Below are 13,280 nucleotides of genomic sequence, written 5' to 3' on the forward strand. Positions count from 1 at the left end.
CCAGCAGATTAGTCGCCGGATCGTCCAAGAGGGGGCCCGCCCGCTATCCGCAGAAGTCTCCCGGCAGATCCGAGCACGGAACCAGCCCGTCGCGGGCCAGGATCGGGTGGGCCGGCGTCGAGGTGAGGTAGTCGAGGAACGCTTCCTGCAGCGAGTCCGGTTTGGGCGGCGCCGCGGTGTAGGCGTGCTCGACCTCCCAGAACCGGTACGTCCGGTCGGCGACGTTCGGCGTGGCCGGTACGACGCCGTCGATCGCGACCGGCGTCAGCGTCGGGTACTTGCGGGAGCCGCCGAGTTCGGCGTACCCGATCGCACCCTCGATGTCGGCGACCCGGTTCAGCAGCTCTTCGGTCGTACCGACCTCGCAGCGCTGGTGCTTCGCGACCGGGTCGTCCTTGCTGCGGCAGTCGTCCGACGTGATGCCCAGCTCCTGGTCCCCGGCGAGCACCCGCTCCCGGAACGTCCGGCGGGATCCGGAGTCCGGACCGACCCGGCTCACCATCCGGATCGGCAGGTCGCGCCCGCCGAGCTGCTTCCAGTTCGTCAACCGGCCCGCGTAGATGTCGCGCAGCTGGTTCACGGTCAGCGCGGTGACGTCGGTCGTCCGGTTCACCACGACCGCGAAGACGACGACCGCGACCGGCCGGCTCTGCAGCTTCGCGGCCTCCTCGGCCGGGCCGTCGGAGAGCGCGATCATGTTCTCCGCCGCGGCCGCGTCCTTGCTCTGGGTATCGGCGAGCAACCGCGTTCCGCTGCGGCTCCCGCCGGCCGCGATCGTGATCTCGGCCTGCGTGCACTCCGCGACGTACGCGCTGCGCACTTCCTTGATCGTCGGCTCCACCGCGGTCGACCCGACGATCCGCAGCTGACCGGCCGCGCAGTTGTCCGGCGGCTGCAGTACGTCGACCAGGAAGAGCGCCACCAGCGCCCCGACCAGAAGCAGCGAGAGCGCGCCGAACGTCAGCGTCCGCCGACCCGGTCCGCGCGGCCGTGGCTCGTGGTAAACCCCACCGCCGGCCGACCCGCCGGCCAGGTACCCCGAGTGGGTGACGCCGTTGCCGCGCCCGCTGAGCACCAGCAGGAACTTGAAGCTGTCCCCGCGGTTGATCGCCATCCGCGGGATCACCAGCCGGCTGGTGTCGACGAAGTTCTCCGAGTCGAGCTGGCGCTGCAGCATCTCGCCGAGCGCTTCCGGCTTGGCCTCGGTCACCTCGAGCCCGACGATCTTGCGGTCCGGGAACGCGAACGACACCTTCTCGTGCATGTGGTGCGGCTCGATGTCCATCCCGCCGGCGTTGTCGACGCGCAGCAGTACGACGCTCGGTTCCTCCACCACGTCGCCTTGGTGCCGGACCTCGACGTCGACCATGTGCGAGCTGGGGAACACCCCGATCGGCGCGTCCACCTGCACCCGGTAGACCAGTCGTTTGCGGCGCAGGAAGTACCTGTCCACCAGCCAGGCCGCCGCCGTACCGATCAGTGCGATCGCGGCGATCACGGTCTCGAGATTGATGTCCCCGAGCCCGGAGAAATCCACTGCCAGTCCCATCACCCCTCCAGGTCGTGAGGCTACGGAGCGCGGGTGAACGGTTGCTGACGCTGCGGTGACCGTTTACGCGTCCGGCCGGCGGCTCGCGGGCGCACCGGCGCGAGGCTTGGCCGCGGCGCCCGCGTCTGGGAGATTTGGCGCCATGGCTGAACAGGTGGACGTCGTGGTGATCGGGCTCGGAGTGGGCGGCGAGGAAACCGCCGGGCGGCTGGCGGAGGCCGGCCTCAGCGTGGTCGGCGTGGACCCGCGGCTGGTCGGCGGGGAGTGCCCGTACTGGGGCTGCATCCCGAGCAAGATGATGATCCGGGCCGCCAACCTGATCGCGGAGACGCGGCGGGTCGACACGATGGCCGGCAAGGCAACGGTCGAGCCGGACTGGGCCCCGGTCGCCCGGCGGATCCGCGACGAGGCGACCGACAACTGGAACGACCAGGTCGCGGTCGACCGGCTGGTGAAGAAGGGCGTCACGTTCCTGCGGGAGCGCGCCACCATCACCGGCCCGGGCACGGTCCAGGCGGGCGACCGCTCGTTCGAGGCGTCCCGCGGGATCGTGATCGCCACCGGCACGGTCCCGGTGATTCCGCCGATCGACGGGCTCGCCGGTACGCCGTACTGGACCAACCACGAGGCGATCGAGGCCGACACCCTGCCCGCGACGATCGTCGTGCTCGGCGGCGGCGCGATCGGGCTGGAGCTGGCGCAGGTGTTCGCCCGGTTCGGCGTACAGGTGACCGTGGTCGAGGCGCTCGACCGGCTGCTCGCGCTGGAGGAGCCGGAGTCCAGCGAACTGGCGCGCGAGGCGCTCGAGCGGGACGGGATCACCATCCGGACCCGCGTACGGGCGGAGTCGGTGTCCTACGACAACGGGTTCACCGTGCGGCTCGGGGACGGCAGTTCGGTCACCGGCGAGAAGTTGCTGGTGGCAACGGGTCGGCGGGTGGACGCGGCTGGGCTCGGGCTGGACCAGGTGGGCATCGACCCGTCGGCGCGGTTCATTGCCGTCGACGAGCAGGTGCGGGCCGCGAGCAAGGTGTGGGCGGTCGGGGACGTGACCGGCGTTGGGGCCTTCACGCACAACGCGATGTACCAGGCGGACATCGCCGTGCACGACATCCTCGGCACCGACGACGCCCCGAAGGCGAGCTACCACGCGATGCCACGGGTCACCTTCACCGATCCGGAGATCGGCGCGGTCGGGCTGACCGAGCAGCAGGCCCGCGACCAGGGTCTCGACGTACGGACGGCGATCACGCAGCTCCCGGCGTCGACCCGCGGGTGGATCCACAAGGCGGGCAACGACGGTTTCATCAAGGTGGTGATGGACGCCGGGCGCGGTGTGCTGGTCGGTGCGACGAGCGCCGGACCGGCCGGGGGTGAGGTGCTGAGCGGGCTCGCGGTTGCCGTGCACGCCGCCGTACCGGTGCGGGAACTGCGGCAGATGATCCTCGCCTATCCGACCTTCCATCGCGCCTACGGCGAGGCATTGAAGGGCCTCTGACCGGCCCTTGTTGCGATCCGGTCGCAACTGGATCAAGAATGGGGGCATGCATGTCCCTGACGGATTTTTCGACGCACCGACCTCGATTGCGACCGGGCTGATCGCGGCCGGTGCCGTCGGCATCAGCCTGCAGCGCGCCAACCGGGAGATCCGGGAGACCGGGCCGGCGTTGGCCGGTTTGACCGCCGCCTTCGTCTTCGCCGTCCAGATGGTGAACTTCCCGGTCGGGGCCGGGACGAGTGGTCACCTGCTCGGTGGCGCGCTCGCGGCGGCGCTGGTCGGGCCGTGGACGGCGATGCTGGTGATGTCGACCGTGCTGCTGGTCCAGGGGCTGCTGTTCGCGGACGGCGGGCTGTCCGCGCTCGGCACCAACATCACGCTGATGGGCGTCGTCACGGTCCTCGTCGGGTACTTCGTCACTCGCTTCCTGCTGCAGGTCCTGCCCAAGCGCGTCGGCAGCATCGTGCCGTCGGCCGCATTGGGCGCGCTCGTGTCGGTTCCGCTGTCCGCGCTCGCCTTCACCGGCCTGTACGCCGTGGGCGGCACGGTCGAGATTCCGATCGGCCAACTGGCCACGGCGATGGTCGGCTGGCACGTTCTGGTCGGGCTGGGCGAGGCGGTGATCACCGGGGCCGTGCTGAGCGCGGTCGTCGCGACGCGGCCCGATCTGGTCTACGCCGCTCGTCACCTGCGCCCGGACCTCGTCCTGGTGGATGCCGACGGCAACTCGTCGACCGTGTCGCCGGACCGCCCGATCGCAGCTCGGCCCGCGGGGCGAAGCCTCGGCGTTGGCGTCGCGGTGACGATGCTGGTCGCCGGAGTGATCAGCTTGTTCGCCAGCGCGCACCCGGACGGACTGGAGTTCGTCGGGGCGAAGCTCGGGTTCGAGAGCGCGGCCACGGACTCGGCGGCGGCCGGGAGTCCGCTGGCCGACTACGGCGTGAGCGGGATCGGCAACAGTCACGTCTCGGGCGCGCTGGCCGGCATCATCGGCGTACTGGTGACGATCGCGGTCGGACTGGCGGTCGCCAAGCTCGCATCCCTGCGCTCGCCGGCCCGCGCCGACGTCGACACGACCGTCTGATGCGGTCACGCGCTGCGGCGACGATGCTGTTGTGAGCGGCTCTGCCGGAGACGGTCTGCTGGTGCCGACGGGGAGCCAGATCCACCGGTTGCCCGCGCAGGTGAAGATCGTCGCGTTGCTGCTGTTCGTGCTGGCCGTCGTGTCCACTCCCGCGGCGGTCTTCTGGGCCTTCGGCCTGTACGCCGTACTGCTGCTCGGCTGCGTCGTGCTCGCGAAGTTGCCGCCCGCAACGGTTCTGCGCCGGCTCGCGGTCGAGACGCCGTTCATCGTGTTCGCGCTGCTGCTGCCGTTCGTCGCGACCGGCCCGCAGGTCGACGTACTGGGGGTGTCGCTGTCGTCGGCCGGGGTGCTCGGCGCCTGGAACGTGCTGGCGAAGGGCACGCTCGGGGTGGTCGCGGCGATCATCCTCTCGGCATCGACCGGACCGCGCGACCTGCTCGCCGGGCTCGAGCGGCTGCGGCTGCCGTCGACGCTGATCGCGATCCTGTCGTTCATGGTTCGCTACCTGAGTGTCGTCTCCGACGATCTGCACCGGATGCGGATCGCCCGGGAGTCCCGCGGGTACGCCGGTGGTCGCGCGGGGCATTTGAAGGCGGTTGCCGGGGGAGTGGGCGCGCTGTTCGTCCGCAGCTTCGAGCGCGGGGAGCGGGTGCACCTGGCGATGCAGTCGCGCGGCTACACCGGCCGGATGCCGCTGCTGTCGGTAGGCGGCGCCGATCGCGGGCAGTGGCTGACCGGGCTCGCGGTGTCCCTGGCGGCGATCGCTGTCGCGGTGGCGGCTAGGGTGGTCGGCTTGTGAGCAGTCCTTCGATCCACGTCGAGCGGTTGGTGTTCGCTTATCCCGACGGCCGGCAGGCGCTGTTCGGCGTCGATTTCACCATCGGGCGCGGTGAGCGGGTTGCTTTGCTCGGTCCGAATGGTGCGGGCAAGACCACGCTCGTTTTGCACCTCAACGGCATCCTGGGCTCCGTCGCCGGCGGGACCGGCAGTGGGAAGATCCAGATCGGCGGCACGGATCTGCACCGGGAACACCTGCCGGAGATCCGGCGGAAGGTCGGTCTGGTCTTCCAGGATCCTGACGACCAGCTGTTCATGCCCACCGTCCGCGACGATGTCGCCTTCGGGCCTGCGAACCTGGGCTTGAAGGGCGCCGAACTGGACGCAAGGGTCCAGGAGGCGCTCGTCCAGGTCGGCATGCAGGACCACGCAGACGTCGCCCCTCATCACTTGTCGTACGGTCAACGCCGCCGAGTCGCCGTCGCGACGGTCTTGGCGATGCGCCCCGAGGTCCTGGTCCTCGACGAGCCCTCCAGCAACCTCGACCCCGCCAGCCGCCGTGAACTCGCCGACATCCTGTCGGGGCTGGACGTCACGCTGCTGATGATCACGCACGACCTCCCGTACGCCCTCCAGCTCTGCGAACGCAGCCTGCTGATGGACGGCGGCCGCATCGTCGCCGACGGCAAAACCCGCGACCTGCTCGCCGACCCGACCCTGATGGCGGCCCACCGCCTGGAGCTTCCGTACGGGTTCAACCCGCTGTCGGTCCCTGGGCCGGAAAACTAGATTCCAGGGGCTGTCGAATCAGCCGGGTCCTGTCCGACGCGTTGGTAGAGCCAACCAACCGCTGGAAGGACTGGACCAATGAGCCAACTGAACAACAGCCCGGCAGCAATGCGGCCGACCCTGTCGCCTGTGGCTGATGCCGCATCGGCCGGAGAAGCAGCAGGAGCCCGCTCAGAGCGCGAGGCTGGTGAGCGGTCCAGCGCCGCCCAGGTTCCATCCCCGGCTGCCGCGGCATCAACCCCAAGCGGCGTCCCCGGCCGCATCGCCGACAAGCTGTTGCTGGCCGGCGTACTGGCCGGACCGCTGAACCTGGCGGTCGTCCTCACCCAAGCGTTCACCAGAGACGGCTTCGAACCCACCAAACACGCCGGCAGCATGCTGACCCTCGGCGACCACGGCTGGATTCAGAGCGCCAACTTCATCGTCACCGGCATCCTCGTGATCCTCGGCGCGATCGGCCTCCGGCAAGTGGTCGGCAAGAAGGCCGCGATCCTGCTCGCCGTCTTCGGCGCAGGCACCGCCTCGGCCGGCATCTTCCTCCCCGACCCGGCCCTCGGATTCCCACTCGGTACGCCGGAAGGCCAGCCGGTCACGATGAGCTGGCACGGCACCGCGCACTTCGCGCTCGGCGGGATCGGCTTTCTCGCCTTCATCGCCTGCTGTGTTGTCCTCGGCAACTACTTCCGGCGCACAGCCGCACCCCGATGGGCCACCGCGGCGTACCTCACCGGCACGCTCTTCCTCGCGGCCTTCGCCGGCATCGCCTCAGGCTCGGCCGGCGAGACCGTCACCCTCGGCTTCTGGGCCGCGATCGCCGTCGCCTGGAGCTGGCTCACCGTGACGCTCAACCACTTCCGGGTCAGCGCTCGGTGAGCTTGCCCACCAGATGCGTCAGCTCGTGCTTCTCGTCGTACAAACCGAAGTCGACACCGGTCTCGGACTTCCGGTAGCCGAACTGCACCCGCGACGGCAGCAGCAGCGGCTTCCGGAAGTCCACCCGCACCTCGAACGCGTCCGGCAACCCCACCGCGCGCTGGATCGACGCCAACGCGGCCGCCTTCGCCCACATCCCGTGCGCGATCTGCCGCGGGAAACCGAAGGCCTGCGCCGACAACTTGAACAGATGAATCGGGTTGCGATCGCCGGACACCGACGCGTACCGGCGTCCCAGATTCCCGCGCAGCTCCCACCACGCCGTACCGTCCAGCTCCGGATCGGGCAGCAGCTCGGCATGCGCCGAGTCGTCACCGGCCGACCGGCTGAGCAAGGTCGTCGAGTCCGTCCACACCAGCTCGTCGAAGACCCGCAGCTCACTCAGTACGTCGAACACCGTCCCCTTGGGATGCGGCCGCTCCGGCCCGCTGTGCACCCTGATCGCCAGGTCCGCGTGCAGCGGGATCGGCCGGTACTGGGTGATCGTGTTCGACAGGTGCACGATGCCCATCGGCTTGTACGGGAACGACGGATCCGACATCAGATCCAGGTGCAACGGAAACGCCAGCACGTGCGGATAGGTCACCGGCACCGTCGGCCCGGCCGCGAACCCGGTCACCTCCCGGTACGACGCCAGGTGGTCCTGGTCGACCACCACTTCCGGCAGTTCGAGCGTCAGGCCGTCGACGTCCGGCTCGTACTCGGCCCTTCGCAGCGTCGCCTTCACCGTCCGGGCGTAGAGCGCCCCGAAGCTCGGCGAGTCGTCGTACCGGCGGGTCGGCACCTCAGGCTCCCAGCATGCTCTGGCCGCACACCCGGACCACGTTGCCGGTCACGCCGGCCGACGCCGGGTCGGCGAACCAGGCGATCGTCTCGGCCACGTCGACCGGCTGCCCGCCCTGCTGCAGCGAGTTGATCCGCCGCCCGACCTCGCGAATCGCGAACGGCACCCGCGCGGTCATCTCGGTCTCGATGAAGCCCGGCGCCACCGCGTTGATCCGGATCTGCCGCTCGGCCAGCTTCGGGGCGTAGGCCTGCACGAGCCCGATCACGCCGGCCTTGGAGGTCGCGTAGTTGGTCTGGCCGTTGTTGCCCGCGATGCCCGCGATCGAGGACACGCCGATCACTGAGCCGCCGTCGTGCAGCGCGCCGGACTCCAGCAGGTGGGCCGTGATCCGCTCGGGAGCGCGCAGGTTGACGTCGAGTACGGCGTCCCAGGTGTCGGTGCGCATGTTCGCCAGCCGCTTGTCGCGGGTGATTCCGGCGTTGTGCACGACGATGTCGAGCCCGCCGTGGTGCTCCTCGGCGTGGGCCGCGATCCGTTGCGGCGCGTCGATCGCGGTCACGTCGAGCAGCAGTTCGCTGCCGCCGACCGCGGTCATCACCTTGCGCAGGTCGTTCGCGTTCTGCGGGACGTCGACGCCGATCACCGTCGCGCCGTCGCGGGCCAGCGTCTTCGCGATCGCCGCGCCGATGCCGCGCGCGGCCCCGGTGACGAGCGCGACCTTGCCGGCCAGCGGCGCGGACGGATCGGTCGCGACGAGCGGACCGGTCCCGATCCGCGCGACCTGGCCGTCGACGTACGCCGACTTGGGCGACACGAAGAACCGCAGCGTGGAGTCGAGCTGGTCGTGGGCGTCCGGCGCGACGTACACGAGGTTGACCGTGGCGCCGCGCTTGACCTCCTTGCCGAGCGAGCGGGTGAAGCCCTCGAGCGCGCGCTGCGCGACCTGCTGCTCGGGCGTGGCCGCGAGCTCCGGCGTACGGCCGACCACGATCACCCGGCCGGCCGCGCCGAGCTGGCGGATCACGGGGGAGAAGAACCGCTGCAGCGAGCTCAGCTCCGCCGTACTGGTCGCGCCGGTGGCGTCGAAGACCAGCGCCTTCGGGCGGAGTTCGCTCGACGCGACGCCTTCGGCCGCCGTACTGAAGCTGGCGCCGATGTCGCGCAGCAGCGCCTGGATGGCCTTGCCGGTGTCGGTCTCGCCGATCGACCCGAACACGACCGGCCCGTCGATCACCGGCGCGCCCTCGGTCCAGCGGGGGAGCGGAGTGGGGTCGGGCAGGCCGAGGTTCTTGACCAGGGTCTGGCCGAGCGGCGTCCGGGTGAAGGTCTGATAGCGGTCCGTCATCTCTTCAGGCTCCTACTTCTCGAGGATGGCGACGACGCCCTGGCCACCGGCGGCGCAGATCGAGATCAGCCCGCGGCCGCCGCCGTTCTCGTCCAGCTGCTTGGCCAGCGCCGCCACGATCCGCCCGCCGGTCGCGGCGAACGGGTGACCGGCCGCCAGCGAACTGCCGTTGACGTTCAGCTTGGCGCGGTCGATCTCGCCCAGCTGCGCGTCGAGGCCGAGCCGCTCCTTGCAGAAGATCGGGTCCTCCCACGCCTTCAGCGTCGCGAGCACCTGGGACGCGAACGCCTCGTGGATCTCGTAGTAGTCGAAGTCCTGCAGCGTCAGGCCGGCGCGCGCGAGCATCTTCGGTACGGCGTACGCGGGGGCCATCAGCAGGCCCTCGGCGCCCTTCACGTAGTCGACCGCGGCGGTCTGCGCGTGGGTCAGGTACGCGAGCGGCCGCAGTCCGTGCTCCGCGGCCCACTCGTCGGTCGACAGCAGCACGGCCGACGCGCCGTCGGTCAACGGGGTCGAGTTGCCCGCCGTCATCGTCGCGGTCTCGCCCTTGCCGTACACGGTCTTGAGCTTGGCCAGCTTCTCGATCGTGGTGTCGGGGCGCAGGTTCTGGTCCTTCTCGAGCCCCAGGTACGGCGTGATCAGGTCGTCGTGGAAACCGCGGTCGTACGAGGCGGCCAGGTTCAGGTGCGAGCGGTAGGCCAGCTCGTCCTGCGCCTCGCGGGTGACGCCCCACTCCAGCGCGGTCAGCGCGGCGTGCTCACCCATCGACTTGCGGGTCCGCGGCTCGGCGTTGCGCGGAATCTCCGGTACGACGTCCTTCGGGCGCACCCGGGCCAGCACCTTCAGCCGGTCCTGGAACGACTTGGCCCGGTTGAGGTCGAGCAGGATCGTGCGGAGCTTGTCGTTCACCGCGATCGGCGCGTCCGAGGCGGAGTCGACGCCACCCGCGATGCCGGCCTCGATCTGGCCGAGCGCGATCTTGTTGCCGACCAGGATCGCAGCCTCCAGCCCGGTCCCGCACGCCTGCTGCAGGTCGTACGCCGGGGTGGTGGCGGCGAGCTTCGAGCCGAGCACGACCTCGCGGACCATGTTCCAGTCGCGGGCGTGCTTGAGCACGGCGCCGGCGACGACCTCGCCGAGCTCCTCGCCACCCAGCCCGGTCCGGTCGACCAGGCCGTTGAGCGCGGCGGTGAGCATGTCCGAGTTCGACGCGTGCCGGTAGTTCTTGTCCTGGCGGGCGAACGGAATCCGGTTGCCCGCCACGACGGCTACCTTGCGAGGTTCGGTCACGGTGTCTCTCCTGTGGTGCGTGAGGTGCGGCCGGCGGTCGCCTTGGAGGGTTTCGTGGATCTTCCGCCGAGCGCCTGACGGCCGACAGCGGTAGCGAGGGTGGCGGTGATGGCGGTCTCGCGGACGGTGGCGATGTCCGCGTGGTGCACGACCGGGTGGCCCGGCCGGCCCGCGGAGACGATCAGTCCCATCCGCGCCATGTGCAGCGAGCCGAGGGTCTGGGTGTAGAGGTGGTTGGCGAGGTAGTCGGCGTCGACCTCGTCGAACACGCCCGTGCGCTGGCCGGCTTCCAGGATGGTGGAGATGCGCTGGAGCGCGCTGCCCATCGCCGTACCGAGCTTGGTCATCACCGGCTCGGTGATCTCGCCGAACAGCTCCTCGCCGGTGCGCCGCAGCAGGCTCATCGCGCAGTCGGCGAAGGCCGGGTACTCCAGGCAGAAGTCGACGAACACCTCGCTGAGGGCCTTGAGGCGGTTCATCGGCGTACGGCGGGGGCCGTCGACTTCTTTGAGACGCGCGTCGAGTTCGCCGAGGTAGTCGACCAGGGTGAGCGCGAACAGCTCTTCCTTGCCGGCGAAGTGGCGGTAGATCAATGCCTTGTTGATGCCGACGCGCTTGGCGATGTCGTCGATCTGGGCGTCGATCGTGCCCCGCTCGTCGAACAGCTCGCGGGTGCAGCGGATGATGTCCCGCTCCCGGTCGCGACGGCGCTCCGCCGTGGTCCGGCGGCGTCCGATCGCGAGCAGCGCGGAGCTCATGCACCGATCTTAGCCACACCGGTACCCCCCGGTGCAAACGACGGTTACACTCGTGGGTAACATCGTCCTGCGGCAGCACGCCGTACTGCTCGATGCTGATTGTGCCCCTGCTGTGTGACCCGCTGCTCAGCGCCCGGCCCCTCGCGGCGCGCCGTACGGAGGACTCGATGACCATGACCGACCCGAAGCCGTCCGTCTCCGCCGATGTGATGTCGCTGGCCGGTGAACTCGGCGCCGATCGGTCCAAACCGGGCTGGAGCACGTTCTCGCTCGGTATCAACGACGAGCAACGCGAGCTCCGCGACTGGGCCCACACCTTCGCCGCCGAGGTGATCCGCCCCGCAGCGTCCGAGTGGGACGAGCGCGAGGAGACCCCGTGGCCGGTGATCCAGGAGGCCGCGAAGATCGGCCTGTACGGGCTCGAGGCGAACATCAACCTGTTCATCGACCCGTCCGGCCTGCTGATGCCGCTGGTCCAGGAAGAACTGTTCTGGGGTGACGCCGGCATCGGCATGTCCCTGGTGGGCACCGGCCTCGCGTCGTCGGCGATCTTCTCCAACGGCACCCCCGAGCAGTGGAGCCAGTGGCTCCCACGCTGCTACGGCACCCCGGATGACGTACAGGTCGCCGCGTTCTGCTCGTCCGAGCCCGGCGCCGGCTCGGACGTCTCCGCGATCCGCACCCGCGCGACGTACGACGAGAAGACGAACGAGTGGGTCCTGAACGGCCAGAAAGCCTGGGCCACCAACGGCGGCATCGCCGACATCCACGTCGTCGTCGCCACCGTCGACCCGTCGCTCGGCACCAAGGGCCAGGCCGCCTTCGTCGTCCCCAAGTCCGAGGTCCGGGGCCTGCAGCAGGGCACCAAACTCAAGAAGCACGGCCTGCGCGCGTCCCACACCGCCGACGTCTTCCTCGACAACGTCCGCATCCCCGCCGAAAACGTCCTCGGCGGCAAGGAAAAACTCGACGCCCGCCTGGCGAAGGCCCGCGAACCCCAGGACGGCAATCGCGCCCGCAACGCCTCCATGGCCACCTTCGAGATGACCCGCCACATCGTCGGCGCCCAAGCCATCGGGATCGCGAGAGCGGCGTACGAGTTCGCCCTCGACTACGCCAAAGGCCGCGAACAGTTCGGCCGCCCGATCATCGACAACCAGGGCATCGCCTTCAAGCTGGCCGACATGGCCATGGAGATCGACGCGGCCCGCCTTTTGGTCTGGCGAGCCGCCAACATGTCCTCAGCTCTGATGCGAGGCGAAACCCCCGACTACCGCCACGGCGAAGGCTCGATGGCCAAACTGAAGGCCGGCGAGGTCGCGGTCAAGGTGACGGAAGAAGCCATCCAGATCCTGGGCGGCAACGGCTACACGCGCGAGTACCCAGTCGAGCGCATGCACCGAGACGCCAAGATCTACACCATCTTCGAAGGCACCTCGGAAGTCCAGCGTCTGGTGATCGCCCGAGCCATCTCCGGCATGCGGGTCAGGTAGTTCGACCCACGCACGGCTGGCGCCGGTTACGTGTTTCTGGCTGTCGCCGCGCACCGCGGATGCCGCTGAGGTTCCGCAGGTTAGAGACGAGGGTGCGGCGCTAGCTGGTGCGCCAGGAGTGCTGGGGTTCGTAGCCGAGGAGGCGGCGGGCCTTGTCGATGGACAGGAGGGTTTCGTTGGGGCCGAAGGGGCGCTTCACCGGTACGCCGGGGAAGACCTCGGCTAGCAGTTCCTCGTTGGGGCGGGTCATGACGGTGTCGGCGTTGGCGATGATGAAGACGTCGGTGCCGGTCGCGTCGTACTCGAGTGACTTGCGGACGGCCTGGGCGCCGTCGCGGGCGTCGATGTAGCCCCAGAGGTTCCACTTGCGGGCCTGGGCGTCGGTGTCGAACGTCGGGAAGCGGGCGTAGTCCTCGGGGTACATCACGTTCGAGAAACGTAGGCCGATGAGCTTGAGGTCGGGGTGCCAGCGGCAGAGTTGGCGGGCCATTTCCTCCTCGAGGGTCTTCACGAGGGAGTAGGTGCTGCCGGGGCGTGGCGGGTAGTCCTCGTCGACCGGTACGTACGGCGGGAACTCGTCGAACGGGAGGCCGAGTACGGTTTCGCTCGATGCCCAGACCAGGTTGCGGACGCCGGCTCGCAGGGCGGCCGAGAAGACGTTGTACGTCGCTGTGATGTTGTTCTGGAACGTCGCCGCGTTCGGGCGCAGGCCCGGTGCGGGAATCGCGGCCAGGTGCACCACCGCGTCGACACCGTCGTGGCGGTCGTCGATGCCGGCGATCGCCTCGTAGGTCTGGCCGAAATCGGTCAGGTCGAGCCGGGTCGACGTCACGTCGGCCCGCGCCGGCGGGGCCTGGTCGAGGGCGATCACCTCCCACCCGTGCTCGGCGAGGTGGTCAACCACCGCGCGCCCCAGCTTTCCGCTGCTTCCGGTCACCGCTACTCGAGCCACTCACCGATCCTCGCAGAACCCACCG

At 69.7% G+C, this 13,280-nt stretch carries 12 protein-coding genes; 6 read left to right on the top strand and 6 right to left on the bottom strand.

The window, feature by feature from the left end:
• Window positions 1–43: 43 nt before the first annotated feature.
• Window positions 44–1,549: a PstS family phosphate ABC transporter substrate-binding protein gene (locus ACQPXM_RS19900; RefSeq protein ID WP_432950737.1), complete on the bottom strand. Its 1,506-nt coding sequence runs from the start codon at window positions 1,547–1,549 to the stop codon at window positions 44–46.
• Between the two features lie 142 nt (window positions 1,550–1,691).
• Between ACQPXM_RS19900 and ACQPXM_RS19905 the strand changes: the two genes are divergently transcribed.
• From ACQPXM_RS19905 to ACQPXM_RS19925, 5 genes are all read left to right on the top strand, one after another.
• Window positions 1,692–3,047 carry a dihydrolipoyl dehydrogenase family protein gene (locus ACQPXM_RS19905; RefSeq protein ID WP_432950739.1) on the top strand — a complete coding sequence of 452 codons (1,356 nt, stop codon included), beginning with the start codon at window positions 1,692–1,694 and terminating at the stop codon, window positions 3,045–3,047.
• 46 nt (window positions 3,048–3,093) lie between these two features.
• Window positions 3,094–4,131 (top strand): energy-coupling factor ABC transporter permease, encoded by a 1,038-nt coding sequence (locus tag ACQPXM_RS19910; protein WP_432950741.1) that lies wholly within the window; start codon window positions 3,094–3,096, stop codon window positions 4,129–4,131.
• Window positions 4,132–4,162: 31 nt separating this feature from the next.
• Window positions 4,163–4,930, top strand: a complete 768-nt coding sequence (gene cbiQ / locus ACQPXM_RS19915) for a cobalt ECF transporter T component CbiQ (protein WP_432950743.1) — start codon at window positions 4,163–4,165, stop codon at window positions 4,928–4,930.
• Complete coding sequence (locus ACQPXM_RS19920; protein WP_432950745.1) at window positions 4,927–5,697, top strand: energy-coupling factor ABC transporter ATP-binding protein; 771 nt, start codon at window positions 4,927–4,929, stop codon at window positions 5,695–5,697. The genes cbiQ and ACQPXM_RS19920 overlap by 4 nt, the downstream gene beginning before the upstream one ends.
• Before the next feature lie 129 nt (window positions 5,698–5,826).
• Entirely contained in the window at window positions 5,827–6,570 is a 744-nt protein-coding gene (locus ACQPXM_RS19925; RefSeq protein ID WP_432950747.1) for a DUF998 domain-containing protein, read from the top strand.
• On the opposite strand, the gene ACQPXM_RS19930 is transcribed toward ACQPXM_RS19925, so the two are convergent.
• The 4 genes from ACQPXM_RS19930 to ACQPXM_RS19945 are packed head-to-tail and all read right to left on the bottom strand — an operon-like array spanning window position 6,557 to window position 10,810.
• Window positions 6,557–7,414, bottom strand: a complete 858-nt coding sequence (locus ACQPXM_RS19930) for a MaoC/PaaZ C-terminal domain-containing protein (RefSeq protein WP_432950748.1) — start codon at window positions 7,412–7,414, stop codon at window positions 6,557–6,559. The two genes, ACQPXM_RS19925 and ACQPXM_RS19930, sit on opposite strands and share 14 nt — an antisense overlap.
• A gap of 1 nt (window position 7,415) precedes the next feature.
• Window positions 7,416–8,762: a 3-oxoacyl-ACP reductase gene (locus ACQPXM_RS19935; RefSeq protein ID WP_432950750.1), complete on the bottom strand. Its 1,347-nt coding sequence runs from the start codon at window positions 8,760–8,762 to the stop codon at window positions 7,416–7,418.
• A gap of 12 nt (window positions 8,763–8,774) precedes the next feature.
• Window positions 8,775–10,052 carry an acetyl-CoA C-acetyltransferase gene (locus ACQPXM_RS19940; protein ID WP_432950752.1) on the bottom strand — a complete coding sequence of 426 codons (1,278 nt, stop codon included), beginning with the start codon at window positions 10,050–10,052 and terminating at the stop codon, window positions 8,775–8,777.
• Entirely contained in the window at window positions 10,049–10,810 is a 762-nt protein-coding gene (locus ACQPXM_RS19945; RefSeq protein ID WP_432950754.1) for a TetR/AcrR family transcriptional regulator, read from the bottom strand. The genes ACQPXM_RS19940 and ACQPXM_RS19945 overlap by 4 nt, the downstream gene beginning before the upstream one ends.
• A gap of 167 nt (window positions 10,811–10,977) precedes the next feature.
• Between ACQPXM_RS19945 and ACQPXM_RS19950 the strand changes: the two genes are divergently transcribed.
• Window positions 10,978–12,303, top strand: coding sequence for an acyl-CoA dehydrogenase family protein (locus ACQPXM_RS19950; protein WP_432950756.1), 1,326 nt, complete (start codon window positions 10,978–10,980; stop codon window positions 12,301–12,303).
• Between the two features lie 100 nt (window positions 12,304–12,403).
• On the opposite strand, the gene ACQPXM_RS19955 is transcribed toward ACQPXM_RS19950, so the two are convergent.
• A complete protein-coding gene (locus ACQPXM_RS19955) occupies window positions 12,404–13,255 on the bottom strand; it encodes an NAD-dependent epimerase/dehydratase family protein (protein ID WP_432950758.1) in 852 nt (283 codons plus the stop codon).
• Between the last annotated feature and the right edge of the window lie 25 nt (window positions 13,256–13,280).

This window comes from Kribbella sp. CA-253562 (genome assembly GCF_050942265.1).
GTDB lineage: Bacteria > Actinomycetota > Actinomycetes > Propionibacteriales > Kribbellaceae > Kribbella.